The 20,938-nt window shown below is 72.1% G+C and carries 14 protein-coding genes and 1 pseudogene; 5 read left to right on the top strand and 10 right to left on the bottom strand.

The features are described from left to right. A pseudogene (locus OM076_RS39700) lies at window positions 1–709 on the top strand (hypothetical protein); the annotation flags it as partial. Between the two features lie 75 nt (window positions 710–784). Further along, entirely contained in the window at window positions 785–1,345 is a 561-nt protein-coding gene (locus OM076_RS39705) for a calcium-binding protein (RefSeq protein ID WP_270045740.1), read from the top strand. 165 nt (window positions 1,346–1,510) lie between these two features. On the opposite strand, the gene OM076_RS39710 is transcribed toward OM076_RS39705, so the two are convergent. Next, entirely contained in the window at window positions 1,511–4,150 is a 2,640-nt protein-coding gene (locus tag OM076_RS39710; protein WP_270045741.1) for an ATP-binding protein, read from the bottom strand. Window positions 4,151–4,214: 64 nt separating this feature from the next. On the opposite strand from OM076_RS39710, the gene OM076_RS39715 reads away from it, so the two are divergent. Then, window positions 4,215–4,625, top strand: coding sequence for a nuclear transport factor 2 family protein (locus tag OM076_RS39715; protein ID WP_270045742.1), 411 nt, complete (start codon window positions 4,215–4,217; stop codon window positions 4,623–4,625). 9 nt (window positions 4,626–4,634) lie between these two features. On the opposite strand, the gene OM076_RS39720 is transcribed toward OM076_RS39715, so the two are convergent. From OM076_RS39720 to OM076_RS39735, 4 genes are all read right to left on the bottom strand, one after another. Then, window positions 4,635–8,360: a phosphodiester glycosidase family protein gene (locus OM076_RS39720; protein ID WP_270045743.1), complete on the bottom strand. Its 3,726-nt coding sequence runs from the start codon at window positions 8,358–8,360 to the stop codon at window positions 4,635–4,637. Between the two features lie 109 nt (window positions 8,361–8,469). Further along, a complete protein-coding gene (locus tag OM076_RS39725) occupies window positions 8,470–8,844 on the bottom strand; it encodes an arsenate reductase family protein (RefSeq protein ID WP_270045744.1) in 375 nt (124 codons plus the stop codon). A 13-nt stretch (window positions 8,845–8,857) separates the two neighbouring features. After that, complete coding sequence (locus OM076_RS39730; RefSeq protein WP_270045745.1) at window positions 8,858–11,857, bottom strand: GAF domain-containing protein; 3,000 nt, start codon at window positions 11,855–11,857, stop codon at window positions 8,858–8,860. A gap of 63 nt (window positions 11,858–11,920) precedes the next feature. After that, window positions 11,921–12,742 carry an alpha/beta fold hydrolase gene (locus OM076_RS39735; RefSeq protein WP_270045746.1) on the bottom strand — a complete coding sequence of 274 codons (822 nt, stop codon included), beginning with the start codon at window positions 12,740–12,742 and terminating at the stop codon, window positions 11,921–11,923. A 66-nt stretch (window positions 12,743–12,808) separates the two neighbouring features. Between OM076_RS39735 and OM076_RS39740 the strand changes: the two genes are divergently transcribed. Both OM076_RS39740 and OM076_RS39745 read left to right on the top strand, forming a co-directional pair. Next, window positions 12,809–13,501, top strand: a complete 693-nt coding sequence (locus tag OM076_RS39740) for a molybdopterin-dependent oxidoreductase (RefSeq protein WP_270045747.1) — start codon at window positions 12,809–12,811, stop codon at window positions 13,499–13,501. After that, the gene (locus OM076_RS39745) at window positions 13,488–14,009 is read left to right on the top strand and encodes a cytochrome b/b6 domain-containing protein (RefSeq protein WP_270045748.1); all 522 of its coding nucleotides are present in this window, start codon (window positions 13,488–13,490) and stop codon (window positions 14,007–14,009) included. The genes OM076_RS39740 and OM076_RS39745 overlap by 14 nt, the downstream gene beginning before the upstream one ends. On the opposite strand, the gene OM076_RS39750 is transcribed toward OM076_RS39745, so the two are convergent. The 5 genes from OM076_RS39750 to OM076_RS39770 form a co-directional block, all read right to left on the bottom strand. Beyond that, complete coding sequence (locus OM076_RS39750) at window positions 14,002–16,905, bottom strand: protein kinase domain-containing protein (RefSeq protein WP_270045749.1); 2,904 nt, start codon at window positions 16,903–16,905, stop codon at window positions 14,002–14,004. The genes OM076_RS39745 and OM076_RS39750 overlap by 8 nt on opposite strands. A gap of 92 nt (window positions 16,906–16,997) precedes the next feature. Continuing rightward, window positions 16,998–17,816: an ABC transporter permease gene (locus OM076_RS39755; RefSeq protein WP_270045750.1), complete on the bottom strand. Its 819-nt coding sequence runs from the start codon at window positions 17,814–17,816 to the stop codon at window positions 16,998–17,000. A gap of 6 nt (window positions 17,817–17,822) precedes the next feature. Next, a complete protein-coding gene (locus tag OM076_RS39760; protein ID WP_270045751.1) occupies window positions 17,823–18,674 on the bottom strand; it encodes an ABC transporter permease in 852 nt (283 codons plus the stop codon). A 4-nt stretch (window positions 18,675–18,678) separates the two neighbouring features. Beyond that, complete coding sequence (locus OM076_RS39765; protein ID WP_270045752.1) at window positions 18,679–19,893, bottom strand: ABC transporter substrate-binding protein; 1,215 nt, start codon at window positions 19,891–19,893, stop codon at window positions 18,679–18,681. Between the two features lie 9 nt (window positions 19,894–19,902). Continuing rightward, entirely contained in the window at window positions 19,903–20,919 is a 1,017-nt protein-coding gene (locus OM076_RS39770) for an ABC transporter ATP-binding protein (protein ID WP_270045753.1), read from the bottom strand. Between the last annotated feature and the right edge of the window lie 19 nt (window positions 20,920–20,938).

Below are 20,938 nucleotides of genomic sequence, written 5' to 3' on the forward strand. Positions count from 1 at the left end.
GCAGCGCCGGGCTGCGCGCCGCGCGTCCGCCAAGCCCGCGCTCGCCCAGCGCCGCGCCTCCGCGGGTCTGACGCTCGCGCAGCGCCGGGCCGCCCGCCGCGCGTCCGCCGACTTCACGCCCGCCCAGCGGCGCGCCGCGATCAAGGCCGCCGCCAACCTCACCCCTGCGCAGCGCAGGGCGGCGCTGCAGGCCGCGTCGAAGCTCACGCCCGCGCAGCGGAAGGCGGCGCTGCAGGCCGCGTCGAAGCTCACCCCCGCGCAGCGCAGGGCGGCACTCGAAGCCGCGTCGAAGCTCACCCCCGCGCAGCGCAGGGCGGCACTCGAAGCCGCGTCGAAGCTCACGCCAGCGCAGCGCAAGGCGGCACTCGAAGCCGCGTCGAAGCTCACGGCCGAGCAGCGCCGCGCCGCCGTCGATGCCACCGCCGGCCTCACGCCCGCGGAACGCCGGGACGCAGCCCAACTCACCCCCGCCGAGCAGCGCGCGGTGGTCGGAGCGGCCAAGGATGCGACGCCGGAACAGCGGCGCGCCGCGCTCGAACATCCGAAGGCGGCCGCCGAGCGCATCCGCGACGGCAACGCCCAACCGACGCCCACGGCCACCCCGACCCCGATCGCGACTCCCTCCCCCACGCCGACGCCCACCGCGACCCCGGACGACGACGAGCCCACCCGCCGGGACCGGCTCCGCGAGCGAATCTCCGGCGCTTGATTGCAACCTCCCGCGGCGACCCCGGTCTCAACGGGTGTCCGAACACCTCACCACGGGAGGCACCAATTGCATCGCATGACCACCGCCCTGCTCGCCGCCGCCGCCGCGCTGGCGGTTCCGGCCGCGGCATCCGCGCAGACCACCACGCCCGTCAACGTCGTCCGCGGGACGGCGGGCAACGACACGCTCGTCGGCACGCCTGGCATCGACGTCATCTTCGGTTTCGCGGGCGATGACACGATCGCCGGTCTCGCCGCTCCCGACCGCCTCTACGGCGGCGACGGGGACGACCAGATCTCCGGCGGCGACGGCAACGACGTCCTGCGCGGCGGGCGCGGGGCCGACACGCTCGACGGCGGTGCCGGCGACGATCGCATCGAAGGCCGCGCGGGGTCGGACACGATCCTCGGCGGCGACGGCAACGACAAGATCTGGGCCAAGGGCCGCGGCGGGAAGACCGACACGATCGACGCCGGCCCGGGCGACGACGTGATCCACGCCCGCGACGGCAGCGAGGACAAGATCGCCTGCGGCGCGGGTGACGACACCGTCCTCGCCGACTTCAAGGACGACGTCGCCGCCGACTGCGAACACGTGCTGCGCAAGGCCGCCACGGGCGGTGACGACGCGTCCTGATCGACGCTCGGTGGGTTCTACGGCGTCGTGGTCGACAGTAGAAGTGTCCCGCCGTCTACGGAAAGCCTAATTCGGCAATGGGGCGTTACTCATGCGGCTTGCGTCGCAATCGCCGGAGCCGTTTCTCCACGCACAGTGAAAAGGTGAAACGAATGTGCGTGTGAGTCAACCCGCGCGTGAGACGGTCGCGGCGACCTGGGCCCGCGAGCGCAATCCGAGCTTGGCGAACACGCGCGTGAGGTGCGTCTCGATCGTCTTCTCGCTCAGGTAGAGGCGAGCGCCGATCTCTCGATTGGTGAGCCCTTCGGCCACGAGTTGGGCGACCTCGCGCTCACGCGGACTCAAGGCGCCCAAGCCCTCGCCCCCGGGCGCCCGCGGACCGCCGCGCCCGACGCGCACGCCGCTTTGACGCAGCACGAGCACCGCCTCTTCGGCCACTCGCGGCGCACCACACCGCACAGCCGCCTCCTCCGCGGTCCGGAGCTGGGCGATGCCGGCGTCGCGATCGTGGGCGAGCAGTGCCCGCCCGGCGAGGAGATGCGCCCGCGCGGCCTCGAGCGCCGCCCCGGCGGACTCAGCCTCGGCGATCGCTTGGAGGGCGAGCCCGGCGGCGAGCGGCGCGGCGGCGGCCCAGCCGCTCCCCTCCTCGGCCAATGCGACGAGCGCTTGCGCGCGCGCCGCCGCTGCGCGGGCGCCCGCCATGCCGCTGGCAGGCGCGAGGCTCGCGGCGCGCTCAGCGTGCCCTCGTGCCGCCGCGAGGTCGCCGAGCGCGATGTCACTCTCGACCAGTACCGGCGCCCAGCGGCAGACCCACCCGTGGTCGATGTCATACGCGGCCACGAGCGGGCGGCCTTCGGCGTGCGAGCCGCGCGCGATCAAGACCGCGCCGAGCACGGCGCGGGCGACGATCGCCGACGCCGAGTCGTCGAGCTGCTGGGCGAGCTCGACGCTCTCGGTCGCGGCCGCCAGCGCCGGATCGAGGCGCCCGCGCTCCAGCAGTACCCACGCGTCGAGCCACAGCGCCCACTGGACGAGCTGGGCGTTGCCGCTCACCCGCGCCGACTGCTCCGCGGCGTCGGCCAGCGGCTCGGCCTCGGCGATCCGTCCCAGCAGCCCGAGTGCGAGCACGGCCGCGAGGTCGTGCGGGATCGCAGCGGCCCCGTTGCCGCTCCGGCGCGCCGCCGCTGCGATCCGCCGCGCCGCGGCAAGCCCGTCCGGCAGCCGGTCGAGTGCGAGCAGACCCCAGGAGATCGCCATCGCCGGCTCGGCCAGTGCCCCGAGCTCGTCGTCGGCGACGGCATCGCCGAGCCCAGACGTGCCGGCCAACGGCTCACCCGCGAACGCATCACCGACGGCGAGCAGCGTTGCCGCGATCGCGCGGACCGCCCCGGACGTCCCGTCCGCGGCTCGAAACGCCCAGCCGCGCATCTCGGCGTACTCGCCGCGCTGGTAGGCGGCGACCGCGAGATCGGCGCTCACCCGCGCGGCGACTTCGGGCGTCGCCGCCGCGTCCAGCGCGCGTCGTAGCCGCAGCCGCGCGGCGTCGTGGCGGCCGAGCCGGCGCTCGACGCTCGCCGCGGCGACCGCCATTCGCGGCTCCGCGGAATCCCCGGCGATCGCGAGCGCGTCCGTCAGCCGACCCGCCTCGACCAGTGTCTCGGCGAGGTCAGCGAGATCCGCGCCGCGCGGATCGGCGCGCCGAGCGGCGAGCAGCCAGTCCGCGGCGACGCCCGGCGCCTGCGCGCGAACCTCACCCGCCGCCGCCCGAAGGATCCGCGCCGCGTCGAGATCCCCCGGCACCGCCGCGAACGCGAGATGGTGCGCGCGCACCGGCAGCGCCGCGCCGAAGCCGGCGAGCACGCGCGCCGCCGCCGCGTGCCCGCTCACCCGCGCCCCGGACCCGAGCCCCTCGTAGACGGCGCCGCGCACGACGGGATGCCGAAACGCGAACCGCCGGGCGGCCAACTCCGAGCGCACGAGCGTCGCCGCTTCCAGCGCATCGAGGGCGCCGAGCGCCCGCGACAGGTCGAGGTCCGCGATGCCAATCGCGACGTCGAGGTCGAACGGGTCCCCGGCGATCGCGCCCGCGCGCAGAAGCCGCTGCGCGTCCTCGGGCAATGCCGCCACTTCCGCCTGCACCGCCGCGACGATCCCGCCCGGCACGCCGCCGCCCGAGCGCGCGAGCTCCTGGAGCAGCAACGGATTGCCGCCGGAAGCCTCGAACACGCGGTCGGCGTCGACGACGTCCGCCAGCAGCGCCTCGGCGACCTCCCGCTCCAGCGGCGCAAGGTCGAGCGAGACCAGCTCGATCGCCCCGCTCGCCCGCCGCGCGGCCAGCAAGCGGTCCGCGACCGGCGACGGGCGCAGGCCCAGAGCGAGCAACAGGGAAGCTTCAGGCGGTCGTCGCAGCAGGTGATCGAGGAACTCGAGCGTCGCCGGGTCGGCCCAGTGGACGTCGTCGACCAGCAGCAGCAGCGGGCGCCCGGACGCCACCGATGCCACGCGCTCGCCGAGCTCCCGGTACGCCCGCCAGCGCTCGGCCCCCGAGCCGGACGACACCAGAGACCCACCGAGCGCGTCCAGGATCGGCACGAGCGGCACGTCTCGCTCCAGCTCGCTCGCACGCCCCTCGCAGACCACGAACCGCAACGCGACCGCGCGCGAGCGCAACACCGAAAGCAGCGCGGTCTTGCCGATCCCGGCCTCGCCGCGGACGAGCACGAGCCGCGATCCACCGCGAGCGACAGCATCGAGCACGCCTTCCAGCGCCTCGAGCTCAGCCCCACGTCCAAACAGCTCGGGCACGCGCTCAGGCTATTGCAGGGGTTCCCCTGATGTTCCCGCCCCGGAGCGGTGGGACCGTCCACCCATGACCAAGACCCTCGCACCCACGGCCAACGAACGCACCTGGCACGCCTCCGGCGCCGCCCTCTACGCCGGTGACATCGACACGTTCCTGAGCCACTGGCACGAAGACGGCCGCTACGAGGTCGCGTACCCGATCGCCGGCTTCCCCGCGGTCGTCACCGGCCATGACGAGCTCCGCGCGCTCTTCACCGGCTTCGCCACGCTCGCCGAATGGATCAAGGTCGAGAACGTGCGCTTCCACCAGACGACCGACGCGGACGTCGCGTTCGTCGAGGAGCACATGACCGCCGGGCTGCGCGACGGGCGCGGCTACGAGAACGACCTCTGCCTGCGCGTCACCTTCCGTGACGGCCGGATCGCGGAGATCTTCGAGTACTACGGGGAGCGAGCGCACGAGGCGCTCGCTCCCTGAGCCACATGACTACGGCGTCGTGGTCGCCAGCGTGAAGGTGACCGCGGCGCTGTAGTTGCCCGTGCGCAGCGGATCGGTCGCGGCGATCGACTGCTTGAAGGCGATCGCGAACGCGTCATTGGTGACCGGGCCGCTCCAGGCCGTCTTCTCCGGGGTGATCGCGACCGGCGTCGCCAGCTTGAACGCGCCGTTGGCGAGCGTGGCGGCCGTGGCCGTCAGCGCCGCGTCGCCGGCCGTCGAGGTGACGTTGGCGGTCGTCGAGGCGGTGTAGTCCTTCGTCACGCCCGGCGCGAACGCGCCGAAAGTGACTCCGCCCCCGCCCACCCCGCCGACCGTCAGCGCGAGCGTCGCCGGGACCTGCCCGCCGACCGGAGCGTCGGACCCGACGTGCGTGACCTGCACGTGGATCGTCTTCTCCGTGGTGATCGGCGCCAGCGACGCCTCGTCGGTGTACTCCCGCATCGAGTCGTTGGTGACCCGCACCGTGACATCGCCCGTGTGCAGGCCGGTGAGCTTGCGGGTGAGCGGGTCCAGGATCGCGGCCTTGCCGGCGGCCTTGGCGGCCGCGACGTCGGTACCGATCGCCAGGTTGTCCGAGCCGCTGAAGTGGACCGACATCGGGTAGCGCAGCGGCACGACGCGCGTGCCGTTGGTGACGCCCTGCGGCTGGACGATCGAGCCGTCGAGCTGCGCGCTGTCGCCCGCCTCCAGCACGGCCGGAGCATCCAGCGTGATCGACTGCGCGAACGCGCGGACGTCAGCGGTCAGCCACTGCTGGCCGGCGCTCGCGTCCTTGTCGACATGCCAGTCGAGCCAACCCGTGAAGCCGCCGCGATCCGGCGTGCCGTACGGGTCCTTGCCCGAGGACGGCAGCACCGTGTACGGCACGCCCTCGATGCGGTGCACGTCGGCGATCTGCGCGTGCGAGCCGACCATCGACACGCCCTTGTTGGAGGCCGTGCGGAAGTCGGACAGCATCTTCTCGACGAGCGCGACCTCGCCGCGGTCGCCGAGCTGCGAAGCGTCCGTCTCCGCCGGATCGTCCACCGGGTGGTGGGCGAAGACCATGACGTTCTTGACCGCCGGGTTGGTCTTGGCGTCGTCGAGCGCCGCCTGGAACATCGGCATCTGCGCCCAGTTGGTGCTGCGCAGGCTGCCGTAGGAGCTCGCCAGCAGGATGAAGCGCGTCCCGTTGTGATCGAACGTGCCGTAGGGCTGGCCGAACTGCGCGATGAACGGCGCGAGGTCGCCCTGGGCGCCGGCGCGGTAGGACTCGTGGTTGCCCGGGACGTAGTAGCACGGGGTCTTGTCCGCGGTCGGGGCCGGCGGGTCGTCCTTGCCGATCGTCGACTGGAGCGGGATCAGCTGGCAGCCGCCCTGCTCGAGCGTCGTGCGCGCGAGCGCGACGTCCTCGGCCGCGCCGTTGTCGGTGATGTCACCGTTGAGGACGATCAGGTCCGGGTTGGTCTTGCGGATGCGCTCGATCGCGGCCACGCCGACCTTCGCCAGCGTCGGGTTGGCGGCCGTGAACTGCACGTCGGAGAGCGTGCCGAAGGACCAGTCGTCCTTGCCATTGGTGGTGCCGTCCGCCGAGAACAGCGCGTCGGGCTTGAGCGGGTCGGCGGGCGGGCTCGCGACGGTCGCCGAGTAGTCCGCGTCGATGCTCTTGAACACGACGACGCCGTCCTTCTGCAGCGCCGCGTTGGTCTCGATCACCTGCGACGAGGTGATCGTGATCGGGAACTTCGTCGTCGACGGCAGCGTGAAGACGACGTCGTTGTCGCCGACCTTGACGGGCGCGCCGAGCGGACCGCTCGACACGTTGCCCGCGTCACGCCACGAGAGGTAGGTGAACTGCAGCGCCTGCGTGCTCGTGAACTTCAGGTGCAGGCGCAGCGGGGCGCCCGGGACCGCGATGGTGAAGCCCGTCTTGGCGCTGATCCCGGAGTTGCGCTCGGCCTTGTAGGTCAGGCGCAGGTTGCCGGAGCCGTCGACGTCGATCTTCTGGTTGGCCGCGACGGTGCCGTTGGTGTTCCAGCGCGTCGCCTCGTCGGCGTGGTTGAAGGTGTAGACGTTGTTCTGGACGACGCCGATCGTGATCGGGAGCTTCTCCTCCTGGTCTGCGACCTTGACGTCCAGCGTCGTGCCGCCCGCCTTCAGCGGCGTGATCTTCAGCGCGCCCGCCTCGGTCTCCTCGACCTTGATCAGGTCGTGGTCGTAGTCGAGGGTCATGTCCTGCAGCTCGATCGGGGCGGTGTAGCCCTGGTCGTCGCGGCCGACGACCTTCAGCGTCTGCGCGAGGTTCGCCGTCGCGTCGGCGTAGGAGAGGCGGTTGCTCGAGAGCTCGAGCGTCCGCAGCGGGTGAAGGACGTGGACCTTCGTGTCCTGGGTGACGCCGTCGATCGTGGCCGTGGCCGTGATGTCGTCCTTGGCGTCGGCGGGCGCTTGCACGTTGCGCGTCCACGTCGCGCCGCTGACGCGCGTCTGGTGATCGTCGAGCCCGACGCCGGTCAGCGTGCGGTGCAGCCCCGGGAAGATCCGCGGCTCCTCGGGCGAGACGACGATCGAGCCGACCTTGCCGTTGCCGGCGCCGACGAAGAGGCCGATGCCGGTCGGATCGGCGCGCTCCTGGCCGTCGGAGGGCGTGTTGCGCAGGGTCGCGACGGTGCCGCCGAGCGGGCGCGCGACGAGCGTCGTCGAGCCGCCGCCGTCGAGGTTCAGGCCGGTGTCGGCACCGAGGTCGAGCAGCATCTGCGCGGTCTGCGCGAGCGTCGTTCCCAGGGCGGCCTGCGTCTGCCGTCCGTCCGTGATCAGCAGGAACATCGTCTTCCCGCCGTCCTTGAAGCCGATCGCGGTGCGCGGGGCGACGGACGTGTCCCCCTGCGGCACGGCGACGCCGTTCTGGATCAGCGGCTTGTTGGTGCCGATCGCCCACTGCATCTGCTGCGCGGCCGAGTCCTTGAGGCCGTAGGTCAGCTTGACCGGATCGCCCGGCTTGAGCGCCTTGATGGCGTCGGCGCCGGCGTCGCGGCCGACGAGGTAGTACGCGCCGTCCGGGATCGCGCCGGTGCCGGCGGAGGTGTGAACCTCGACGACCTTGTCGTCCTGCACCAGGACCTCGGCGACGTTGGCCACGCCCGCCACGCTGCGGCTGCGGATCTGGCTGCCCCACGCGGACGTGTAGGCGATGATGCTGCCGGCCGGGACGCCGCCCGAGTTGGCCGCGTTGAGCGTGAGGATCGGCTTGACGGTGCCGTTGAGGTCGGCGCTCGCCTGCAGCGTCAGGTCGACGAGCTGCCCGAGGCCGCTCTTGCTCACGCCCACGTGCGCCCAGCCGCTGGCGTCGGCGCTCTTGATCAGCTGACCGGCCTGGATCTCGCCGCCGAGCGACGCCTGCGTCGAGTCGATGTCGAAGAAGTCGCCGTTGACGCCGGCGGCCGCGCCGGCGCGGCTGGCCATGCTGGAGAGCGCCTCGCCCTGCGCGACGTGCGGCGCCGTCAGCAGGTCGGACTTGACCGCGCTGTTGGACAGGTCGACGGTCAGCACCTGCTCGTCGTACCAGCCGGACGAGTTGAGGAACTTCTGGTGCTTGAGGGTGATGCCGGGGCCGACCGGCTCGGTCTTGTCGATCAGGTTCAACTGATCGGCGGCGCCCGCAAGGGACGGCGCGGCCAGGGCCATGGCGGCCGCGGCGATGAACGCACGCAGAAGCGTGCGCGGACGGGGTTCGAGCATCCGGGCTCCTATTGAGAGAGGTACTGCGGGGAGACCGCGCGATCTAACGCGACCCCGCCCCCGGATCCGTGACGGTGCTGTGAACCCGCCGGCCTTTGTCAGATGAACGTCAGCTGACGCGACCCGTTTGCGCCCACTCGGCTGCGCGGGTGCGAGGGCGCCCGATCATCACCGCGGTGCCGTCGTCGAGGATCGGCCGCTGCAACAGCGCGGGGTGCTCGACCAGGATCGCCACGACCGCGTCGATGTCGAGGCCGTCGGCGTCGAGGCCGAGCTCCTTGTACTTCTTGTCGCGGCGGATCAGCGCGTCCGGCGGGTCACCCTGCAGGCGCTCGGCGAGCGAGCGCACCTCCGCCTCCGACAAGCGCTCGGCGACGAGCAGGTACTTGCGGACGGTGACCTCGTGGCCGGCGTGTTGTAGAGCGTCGAGGGCGTGGACCGAGGTCGGGCAGTGCGGGTTGTGCAGCAGGGTGAGCGTGGACACGGCGCCATCCTATTCAGCGAAACTCGGCCTCAACGATCCCGGCGATGGGGATCGTGGCGGAGACGGTTGTCCCGCGCAGGGGCGGACTGTCGACGGTGAGCCGGCCTTGGAGCACGGCGAGACGGTCGGCGAGGCCGAGCAGTCCGCGGCCGTCGGACCGCGCGCCGCCGGCGCCGTCGTCGCGGACGGCGACCTGCAGCATGCCGTCCACGACGCGCGCGCGGACGTCGGCCCGCGTCGCCGCAGCGTGCTTGGCGACGTTCGTCAGCGCCTCGGCCACGACGAAGTACGCCGCCCCTTCGACGCCGCCGTCCAGCCGAGGAATCCATACGTCGACTCCCACCGGGATCGTCATCCGCGCGGCGAGTGTGGTGACGGCAGCACGCAACCCGCCGACGGTGAGGACCCGGGGCAGGATGCCGTGGACGAGGTCGCGTAGTTCCCGGGTCGCCTGCTCGGCCTGCTCCAGCCCCTCGGCGACGAACTCGCGGCCCTCTTCGGGCCGCTCGTCCAGCATCTTCAGCGCCAGCTTCAGCGTGACGATCGTGTGCACGAGGCGCTGCTGAGCGCCGTCGTGGAGGTCGTGGACGACGCGCTGGCGCTCGTCGTCGGCCGCGGCGACAACCCGGGCGCGCGAGGCCGCGAGCGCGTCGCGCGCCTCGAGATTGGAGATCGCCGCGGCGACGAGCTCGGCGAACCGCGCGATCCGTTGCTCGGTGTCGGCGGGGAACGGCTCCCGCTGGCGACTGACGATCGTCATCGCCCCCCAGACGCGACCGTCGACCATGATCGGCGCGCCGACGCCCCAGCGCAGTCCGAAGCTGAGCGCGTACTCGCCGAGCGGGCCGCTCCATTGGTCGGCCGAGATGCGCACGGGCGCGCCGGCGCGCTTGACCAGCGACGAGACGCTGTCGCCCTCGAGCGAGACGCGCTGCCCGGCGGGCGTGATGCTGTCGCCCCAGCCCGCGAGGACCGTCGCGTCTCCGTCCTCGTCGTAGCGGACAACCTGTGTCGGCATGTCCCACAGCAGCCCGCCGAGCTCCCGGCCGACGGCGGCGAAGACCGCTTCGGCGGGAGCCGCGTAGGCGACGAGCGTCGCCACGCGCCGCAGCGCGGCTTGCTCGTCGGCCAGCGCCTTGAGCTCGGCACGTGCCTCGCTGTTGCCGATCGCCGTGGCGACCAACTCACTGAACCGCTCCAGCCGAGCGGTGGTGTCCTTGGGCAGCCGGCGCTCGGCGGTCGTGTGCACGATCAGCGCGCCCCACACGCGGCCGCCGACGACGATCGGCGCGCCGGCCGCTGAGCGAGCGCCGAGGACATCACGGACGAAGCGTGTCAGCTCGCCGGCGGCGTCTTCGAACAGGTCCACGCGCGCCGGCCGGCCGGTGGCCCTGATCGCGTAGGCCAGGGTGTCGGGCGCGATCGGGAAGCGCTGGTCGATCTGCGGGTGGTCACCGCGGGGCGACCACGCCGCGGCGACCCAGGTCTCGTCGTCGTCGAACGGGGTGAGCGCCGCGAAGTCGGCGCCCAGCAGGTGGCCGATCGCCGCCGCGACCTCGGCGAACAGCTCGTTGGGCGCGACGTCGTGGGCGACGAGCGTGGCGATGTCGCGCAGCGCCTCGTGCTCCTGGTTCAGGCGCGCCCGCGCCTCCCGCGCCTCGAGGTTGCCGATCGCGGTCGCCAACAGCTCGGAGAACGCGGCGATGCGGTCGCCGACGTTCTCCGGTAGCCGGCGGTCGTCGGCGGCCGCCGCCCCGAGCACGCCCCAAAGGCGCCCGTCGACGCGCAGCGGCACGCCGACCACGGTGTGCGTCCCCAGCACGTCCAGCCGCTCGGCAATCGCGCTCGCGACGCTCTCGTAATCCGAGACGCGCACCTGGCGGCCGGTGCGCAGGACGAGCGACGGGATGCTCTGGCCCTCGTCGGAGGTGACGATGCCGAGCGGGATCGGGTTGCCGTGCCGCGACCAGCTGGCCACGCCGTGGGCGTCGCCGTCCTCGTCGTAGCGCGCGAGGTGCAGCATGTCGAGGTCGAGCAGCAGGCCGATCTCGCGCGTCATCGCCGCCAACAGCTCAGAGGTCGGGACGCCGCGGGCGACAAGGGTCGCGACGCGGCGCAGCGACGCCTGCTCGTCGGCCAGCCGCGCGAGCTCCCTCCTGCGCGCCATGCTCCCGACGCGGGAGGCGACCAGGCCGGCGAACGGCGCGAGCCGCTGCTCGACGTCGGCGGCCAGCGCCGCGCCGACATGCTGGCCGCCGAGCAACAGGCCCCACACGCCGTCGTCGACGACGACCGGCGTGCCGATCACCGCGCCGGTCCCGGCCGCGCGCAGCGCATCGGCCACCGGCCCGAGCGCGCCGGCGAGGTCGTCGACGCGCGCCCCGGCCCCCGCAGGCAGGTCTGCGGCGGCGTGACGGGAGCCGGGGCGAAGGCCACGGTCGTCCGCCGACCAGGCAGCCACCACGGTGACCGTCCGGTCGGGCTCGCAGCGGAGGATGTGCAACAGCGGCAGCCCGACGCTCCGCGCGATCTCGCGGGCCGCGGTCGACAGCGCCCGGCCCCCCGCCACCTCCTCGGCGATCCCGGTCGCCGCGCGGCGCAGCGAGGCCAACCGCGATGGGGCGTTGAAGCGGGCCGCGTCATCGTCGGCCTCCACAACGGCGGTGAACGCGATGACCGCCCCGCGGCCGCGGTCCAGCTCGATCGGCACCGCGAAGGCCGCGGCACGCAGGAACGCCCCGTCGGGGCACGGCAAGCTGACGAGATCCCGGGAGACCGCGAGTCCGTCGCGGGCGGCGCTGAGCAGAGAACCGCAGCCCTCAGCGGCGGATTCCTCGAGTGCCGGACGGCCGGTGAGCTCACGCGGGTCACCGCAGCCGAGGGCCACCGCGGCGGCTGCGTTGGCCACGACGATGGCGCCGTCCTGGCCGGCGATGAGCACGGGCGAGACGACACCGCCGACCGCCGCGGTCAAGACCGTGTCTGCATCAGGTGTCGGCAGCGGCGGATCCATCTCGGGCGTTTCGGCCCCATCATCTCCGAAGTGACGATCGAACCGGCTGCCGGCCTCTCGTCGCTAGGTCGCGATCGGAGCCGCGTCGCCCGGCACGAGGAAACGCTCGATCTCACCCGCCCACTCGGGATGCGTGGTGACCGTGATGTGGCCGCGACCCTCGAACACGCGGAGCCGGCTGTCCGGGATCAGCCGTGCGGTCTCGGCGAACAGCTCCGGGCTGTAGAAGCGATCCGCGCCGCCCGCGAGGATCAGCGTGGACGCCCGGATCGGGCTCTGACACCTCGCGAGGTCGAACGCATCTTCCGCCTCGATCGTCGTGGCCATGTCGGCGAGGTCATCGCCGCCGGCGAGCAGACGCGGGCCGGCGAGCCAGGCGAGGACCGCGGCGGGGAGTTGCCCGCGCCGGGGAGGGACGATCCCGGCGGCCATCACGGCGAGCGCCTTGCGCGGGGCACCGTGGCGGACGCGGGCGGCCGCGCGGCGCTGGAGCATTCGCCCGTGCGTGCCGAGCCGGCACGCGGTGCTGAGCAGCACGAGGCGATTGACGCAGTCCGGGTGATCGGCGGCGAGTTGCTGGGCGATGCTGCCGCCGGTGGAGATGCCGGCGACGTCGACCGGCGAGCCGAGCGAGGACCGGATCGCTTCGGCGTGCTCGTTCGCCAACTCGGCCATCGACATCCCGCGCGGCAGCCCGCTGCGGCGGTTGACGAACATCACCCGGCGTCGATGTGCGAACGGCCGCAGCAGCGAGGCGTTCATTCGCTCGGTGCCGGCTGCGTCCACCCCGGCCTCGGGAGAGAGTCCCGCGAGAAACAGCAGCGGAGGGCCGCTTCCCAGTTCGAGGCAGGGAAAGCGGCCGATCGTGCCGCGCCTCACGTCCATCTGATCATGATGCCCGATGCCGCCGTAATCTCCGTGTCACCTCTCGGCGCTAGCGTCGACGGGGCTGTGGACGACGCGACCGACCCGGAAGCACGGCCCTACGGGCGGCGCGCCTTCCTGGGCCTGCTGGCCGGCGGGCTTACGGCGTTCGCGTGGGCGGGACCGGCGAGCCGGGTCCTCTCGCCCATCACGTCCTCGTTCTCGCAGCTGGGCGCCAACTTGCTGCCGCTCGGCGGGTGGCGGATCTACACGATCACGGGCGTGATGCCGGACATCGACGCCGCGCGCTGGCGGCTGCGGGTCGACGGGCTCGTGGAGCGTCCGGCGAGCTTCTCGCTGGCCGATCTGCGTGCGCTCCCGCGGGCCGAGCAGGTCTCGACCTTTCACTGCGTGACGGGCTGGACGGTCAAGGGGGTGCACTGGTCGGGCGTGCGCTTCGCCGATCTCCTCGCTGCGGTGCAGCCGTTGTCGACCGCTCGCGCGTTGCGGTTCGTGTCCGCCGAGAAGCCGTATGAGGACTCGCTCACGCTGGGCCAGGCGCTCGCGCCGGATGCGATGCTCGCGTTCGGCATGGATCGGGCGCCGCTCTCGCGCCCGCACGGAGCGCCGGCGCGCGTGGTGATCCCGCAGATGTACGGCTACAAGGGCGTCAAGTGGCTCGAGCGGATCGAGCTGGTCGACGCGCAGCCGGAGGGCTACTGGGAAGGCCTCGGGTACGACCAGAACGCGTGGGTGGGTCACTCCAATGGTCACGGCTGAGCTGCGGCGCTTCTCGCGCACCGAGCGCGCGCTGCACCAGATCCACGCCACCGCGTTCATCGTGCTGCTGGCCAGCGGGCTGTGCTTGTACCTGCCGGCGCTGGCCGAGCTCGTCGGCCGCCGCGGGCTGTTCAAGACGATCCACTTCTACACCGCGGTCGTGTGGCTGGCCGCGCTGGTCGTGTTGGTGCTCTTCGGCAATCGCCGCTCGCTGCTCGCTTTGGCGCGGGAGGTCGACCGGTTCGATCCGCGCGACCGCGCGTGGTTCAGGACGCGCGTTGAACCGTTGGGGCGGATGAACGGCGGTCAGAAGCTCTTCACCGTGGTGACGGCGGCGTTCGCGATCCTGTTCACGGTGACCGGGTTCCTGCTGTGGTTCGGCGAGCGCGACACCCGCTTTCGCTTCGCCAACACGCTGCTGATCCACGACTGGGTGATGTACGTGTCGGCGTTCCTGTTCGCCGGACACCTCGTGATGGTGTTCCGGCATCGCCGGCGCGTCACCTGACGATCCGCGTCAGGAGGTTGGCGTCGATCCGCGTTACCCACAGGTCGCTGTCGGTGGCCGCGACCGACAGCGGGCCGCCGTCGACGGTCTCGGGGTTCTTCGCGGCCATGGTGGCGGGGTCGATCTCGATAACGCGGTCACCTTCGCGGTCGGTGACGAAGAGCTGCGTGCCGTCGGTGGCGATGTCACGAGGTTGGCCGCCGATGCGGACGCTGCCCTTCGCTTGATTGGCATCGCCGTCGATACGCCACGCGCGGCCGTCGCCGGCGGTCGCGACCCACACGTCACGATTGATGATCGCGATCGCGCGCGGGTTGGAGCCGATGCCGCCGACTTTCGTGACGACCCGCAGCTTGCCGCCGTCGACGCGGGTGACGCTCGCGTCGGACGCATCCGCGACCCAGACCGCGCCCGCACCGACCGCGACGTCGACGGGTTGGCCGCCGACACCGCGCACGCTGCGCACCTCACCGGTCGCCTCGAGGATCTGCGATAGCGTGCCGTCGCCGGAGTTCGCCACCCAGATCGCGCGTGGCGAGGGCGAGAGTCCCTCCGGCTTCTCGCCCACGTCAAACGTCTTCTGCACCTCCGGCTGCGCCGTCGCGGTGAGCCGCACGACCTTGTTCTCGCCGGTGACGGAGACCCACACGGAGCCGAAGGCCACGACGACGCTGTCGGGGTTCTGGCCGACAGCGACGCTTGTGGTCTTGCCGGTGGCGGGATCGATGCGGGTGAGCGTGCCGTCGCCGCTCCCGACCACCCACACCGCCCCCTCACCGACGGCAACGCCGTCCGGTGCGTCGCCGACCCTGAACGGCCCGGCACTGGCTGCGGCGGTCGGCGTCGCGCTCGCTTGAGCCGTCGGCGTGGGCGTGGGACCGCCGCCACCGTCACCACCGCCGCGCAGGACGAAGAACGCGACGACCGCCAGCGCGACGAGTGCGACCGCAGCGAGAGGGATGAGCGGAGACCGCCGGCGGGGCGCGGCCGGAGCGGGTGCCCGCGGCGTCGGCGCGATCGTGGGGGCCGCGGAGGCGGGAACGGGCTCGCGCCGAGGCGGAGGGACCGCGGGCGGCAGCGACAGGTCGCGCGTGGGCGAGTCCGCGGGCGTGGCCGGCGGCGGAGTCGGCGGGCCGGATGTGGGCGGCGCGGGCGTGACCTCGGGTGGCCTCGCCGGGCCGGAAGGTGTGACCGCGGGCTGCGCCCCCGCCGCGTTCGCAGGACCGGGCGGCGGCGCCGACAGCTCGTCGAAAAATCCGGTGACCGGGAGGGCGGGCGGCGCGGGCTCGGGCGGCCCCGCGTCCGGCGGCGGGGCGACGTCGACGGGCTCGGGCGCGGCGAGGTCGTGCGGCGGCGCGTCCGCGGCGGGCTCGGGTTCGCGGGCGTGCGGGTCGTACTCGACGTAACTCGGCGACGAGCCGGCCGACGGCGCCTCGGCGACGCCTCGCGGCGGCGGAGTGTCCGCCGCCGGCTCCGGCTCGCGCCCTTGCGGGTCGTACGGCGACGAGCCGGCCGGCGGCGCCTCGGCCACGTCTTGTGGCGGCGGAGTGTCCGCGGCGGGGTCCGGCTCGCGGGCTTGCGGGTCGTACGGCGACGAGCCGGCCGGCGGCGCCTCGGCGACGTCTCGCGGCGGCGGAGTGTCCGCCGCCGGCTCCGGCTCGCGGCCTTCCGGGTCGTACTCGACGTAGCTCGGCGACGAGCCGGCCGGCGGCGCCTCGGCGACGTCTTGCGGCGGGGGCGAATCCGCGGCCGCGGCCGGCTCGCGCGGTTCCGCGACGCGACTCGGCGACGATTCGGCCGGGGGCGGCGGCGTGTCTGTCGCCGGCTCCGGCGCGGGGTCGCCGACGTCCTCCGGCGGCGGAGTGCCCGCGGCCGGTTCCGGCTCGCGTTCGACAGAGCCGCCCGGGGGTGGCGGTGGCGGCGGCGGGGTGGTTCTGGCCGGGGTCGGTTCGGCGACGTAGTCCTGCCACGACGAGAAGCGCGCCGGGGTGAGCGGCGGTGGGTGCTCGACGGTGGGCTCGTGTTCGCCGAGGCGGGCTTCGCGGCGCCACAGCGGACCTTCGATCTCGACGATGATGTCCTCGAGCTCCGTCCAGGCCACGCGGGCGTTGCGCGGGCGGTCGGCGCGGTCCTTGGCCAGCATCCGCCGCACCCACGCCTCGAGCGCCGGGTCGGTGCCCGCGGGCAAGGCCGGTACCGGGTCGGTGAGGTGCTTCATCAGCACCGCGATCGGCGCGCCCTCGGAGCGGAACGGCACGTCGCCCGCAAGCAGCTCGAACGCCACCACGCCGGTCTGGTAGAGGTCGGTCCACGGGCCGACCGCCTCGGCCATCGCCTGCTCGGGGGCCATGTAGGCGGGGGTGCCGACGGTGGCGCCCGCGGGCGTGAGCATCTCCTCGGTCGCCACCTGCTGCAGCGCCTTGGCGATCCCGAAGTCGGCGATCTTGATCCCGCCTTCGGCCGTGACGAGCAGGTTCTCGGGCTTGACGTCGCGATGGACGATCTTCTTCGCCTCGGCGTGCGAGAGCGCGGCGAACAGCCCTTCGAGCACGCCGGCGACCTGCGGTAGCGACATCCGCCCCACGAACGGCCGCAGCGAGCCGCGCTCGAGGTACTCCATCGCGATGTAGGGGACGCCGTCCTGCTCGAGGAAATCGAACACGGTGACGACGTTCGGATGGTTGAGCGAGCCGGCAACGCGCGCTTCGCGGATGAAGCGCTGGGCGAGAGAAGGATCACCCGCGAGGAACGGCGCGAGCTCCTTCAAGGCGACGCTGCGCGCGAGCACCGGCTGCCGCGCGAGATAGACGACCGCCATCCCGCCCCGCCCGATCTGGCTGACGATCCGATACGGACCGACCTGTTCCGGCGTCTTGCTCACAGGCCGATCCGCCATGCCCTTCCGAAGCTACCACGCACCTCGCGTTCGGGGCCGGAGATGACTTGGTAAGCCTCTGGCTTACTAAGCGATCACTCGTGGGCGGCGCGCTAGTCCGTCGTCGCCACCGTCCCTGCGAGGCCGACGGGGTCGCTCGAGAGCCGCTGCGCGAACCACACGGGGATGATCGAGAGGATCACGACGACCACCGCCACGACGTTGACCACCGGCAGGTTGCGCGGGCGTGAGAGGTTGTCGAGGATCCACAGCGGCAGCGTCTGCGCGTCACCCGCCGTGAACGTCGTCACGATCACCTCGTCGAAGGACAGCGCGAACGCGAGCAGCCCGCCCGCGATCAGCGCCGAGCGCATCTGCGGGAACGTGATCTCGCGGAACGTCCGGCGCGGCGCCGCGCCCAGGTCGGCCGCCGCGTCCTCCAGCGAAGCGGGCGTGCGTCGCAGCCGCGCCGCGACGTTGTTGAAGACCATCACGACGCAGAACGTGGCGTGGGCGACGACGATCGTCCACAGGGCGAGGTCCACCCCCAGCACCTGCGTGAACGTCGCATTCAACGCCATGCCGGTGACGATCCCCGGCAGCGCGATCGGCAGGATGATCAGGAACGAGATCGCCGAGCGCCCGAAGAACGCGAAGCGCGCGAGCGCGTAGGCCGCCAGCGTCCCGAGCACCAAAGCGATCAGCGTCGCGACGAAGCCGACCTGCACCGAGGTCCACAGCGCGTGGCGCGCGCCGCTGTTGTGCAATGCCTTGGAGAACCACGACAGCGTGAACCCGTCCGGCGGCCAGCGCTGCACGCGGGTCGTGTTGAAGGCGTAGATCGCGATGACCACGAGCGGCGCGTAGAGAAACGCGAGCGTGATGAAGGACCCGATGCGCAGCAGCCAGCGGACAGGTTTGGTCACGTACATAGCCCGCTACAGCGCCTCGAACGCGCCGGCCCGCCGGACCAGCAGCAGATAGATGACCATGATCACCACCGGGACTGTCGCGAACGCGGCCGCGAGCGGCAGGTTGTTGGCGATGCCCACGTTGGCGTAGACGACGTTGCCGATGAACTGCGTCGAGGAGACCAGCTGCGGCGTGATGTAGTCGCCCAGGCTCAGCGAGAACGTGAAGATCGAGCCCGCCGCGATCGCGGGGATCGCCGACGGCAGGATCACCGAGCGAAACGTCCGCCACGGCCGCGCGCCGAGGTCCCCGGAGGCGTCCAGCAGCGAGTCCGAGATCCGCTCCAGCCCCGCGTAGATCGGCAGGATCATGTACGGCAGCCACAGGTAGGACAACACGATCCACACGCGGATGTAGCCCGACTGCGGCACGGACAGCCCGATCGGATCGAGCACCCAGTTCAGGATGCCGTCGTTGGCGAACATCGTGCGCCACGCGTAGACCTTGACCAGGTAGCTCGCCCACAGTGGCATCAACACCGCGACGGCGAGCGCGGCCCGCCGCCGGGGCGTCGCCACCCGCGCCATGTAGAACGCGATCGGGAACGCGAGCACGATGTCGGTGATCGTCACCAGCGCGGCGATCGACAGCGTCCGCAGCACGATCCTGCGGTACACGGGCTCCTCGATGATCGTGCGGAAGTTGTCCAGCGAGAAGCCCTTGACGATCAGCCCGCTGAACTCGTCGAGCGTCCAGAACGCCGTGATCAGCAGGACCGCGAGCGAGCCGAGATAGACGACCCCGAGCCATCCCAGCGGCGCCGCCAGCAGCGCGCCGATGCGCAACCACGGGCGACGCCACAGGAGACGGGAGAGCACGCGGCTAGCCCTTGATCTCGGTCCAGGCCTGGACCCACTGCGAGTAGTCGACGCAGGCGTTGCCGCGGTCGTCGCGGCAGTTGCGCGTCGGCGTCGCCCAGAACTTCACCTTCTCGTAGTAGCTCGGGTCCTTGACATGATAGGTGTCACAGAACGTCTTGTCGGAGGTGTGGTCGCAGGCCAGCGGGTTCGCCGGCGCCTCGCCGAACCACTCGGCGACCTGCGCCTGGACCTCAGGCGTCTCGATCCAGTTCATCCACTGGACCATGCAGTTCGGATGCGCGGCCTTCGAGGAGAGCATCCAGGTGTCCGACCAGCCGGTGGAGCCCTCGTCGGGCAGGATCGCCTTGATCTTGACCTTGTCGGCCTCGAGGAGGTTGGCGATCACCTGCCAGGTGGTCCCCAGGACGGAGTCGCCCTGCGTGAACGCGGCCTGCTCCTTCGTGTAATCCGACCAGTACTGGCCGATCAGCCCGCGCTGGACCTTCAGGAGCGCGACGGCGGCGTCGAACTGGTTCTGGTCGAGCTCGTACGGGTTGGTGATCTTCAGCTCGGGCTTCGCGGTCGAGAGGTACAGCGCCGCGTCGGCGATGTAGATCGGGTCGTCATATGCGGTCAGCTTGCCCTTGTACGGGCTGTTGGCATCGAACACCGCCGCCCAGCTCGTCGGCTCCGGGTTGACGGTGTCGGTGCGCCACATCAGCAGGTTCGCGCCGTACCCGTGCGGCGCGCCGTACATCTTGCCCTCGACCGAGTTGTAGGGCTGGTTCTTGACCTGCTCCGACAGCGAGCTCCAGTTGGTGAGGAGCTTGGTGTCGATCGGGACGACGTCGCCGCCCGCGATCAGCTTGACCGACGCGTTGCCGGAGGCCGAGACGCCGTCGTAGCGCCCGGTGCGCATCAGCGTGACCATCTCGTCGGAGGTGTTGGCCGTCTTGACCGCCGTCTTGCACCCGGTCTTCTGCTCGAACGGTGTCACCCAGTCGACCTTCGGATCGGTGGAGCCGTTCTCGGCGTAGCCCGCCCACGCGATCAGGCTGAGCGCGCCCTCGCCCGCGCCGAGCTCCGCCTTCGTCGGCACGTTGGGCACCTTGAAGCCCGCGGGACTCGTCGTGCCGCCGCCCGACGATCCGGTGTCACTATCGCTGCCCCCGCCGCAGGCGACGACACCTCCCGATGCCAGGCACCCGACCATGGTCCAGACCGCTACGCGATTCATGGGTCCTCCTCATGTGGCGTTTCCTTCGGCGATGGCGACCATCTGCTGCTCGCGCCATCCGACTCGCACGCGCTGCCCGCGCAACTGGCGGGCCTCGTCGTGGGAGGTCTCGAGGTTCTGCTGCGTGACGATCAGCAGACCGCCGCGCTCGAGCTCGATCTCGTAGCGGGTCGCGGCGCCCGTGTAGCCCGTGTCGAGCACCGTCCCGGACTCGACGACGAGCCCGTCCGCGTCCGCGTCGCCGAGCAGCAGCCGGATCTTCTCCGGGCGCACGGTGAACCGCCCGCCCTCGCGCTCGAGCACGTTCGACACGCCCACGAAACCGGCGACGAAGACGTTGGCGGGCCGCTCGTAGACCTCCGCCGGGGTGCCGACCTGCTCGAGCCGGCCTTCGTTGAAGACCGCGAGCCGGTCGCTCATCGAGAGCGCCTCGTCCTGGTCGTGGGTGACGTAGACGAACGTGATCCCGACCTCGCGCTGGATGCGCTTGAGCTCGCGCTGCATGTCGACGCGCAGCTTGAGGTCCAGCGCGCCGAGCGGCTCGTCGAGCAACAGCACGCGCGGGCGGTTGACGATCGCGCGGGCCAATGCCACCCGCTGGCGCTGGCCGCCTGAGAGCTGCGCGGGCTTGCGCGCGCCGACGTCGGGCAGCCGCACCAATGCGAGCGCTTCCTGCGCGCGGGTGCGTCGCTCCGCCCGCTCGAGCTTGCGCACCTTCAGCCCGTAGGCGACGTTGTCCAGCACGGTCATGTGCGGGAACAGCGCGTAGTCCTGAAAGACCGTGTTGACGTCGCGCTCGTACGGCGGTCGCTGGGCGACGTCAGCGCCGGCCAGTTCGACCCGCCCGCCGTCGGGGCGCTCGAAGCCCGCGATCAGGCGCAGCGTGGTGGTCTTGCCCGAACCGGACGGCCCGAGCATGGTGAAGAACTCACCCGCCCGGACCTCGAGCGACACGCGATCGACCGCTGTGAAGGACCCGAAGCGCTTCTCCAGGTCGACCAGCTGGATGTCCGGGACCGCGGACAAGCCCGTATGTTCCCAGAAC

This window comes from Solirubrobacter ginsenosidimutans (genome assembly GCF_027587205.1).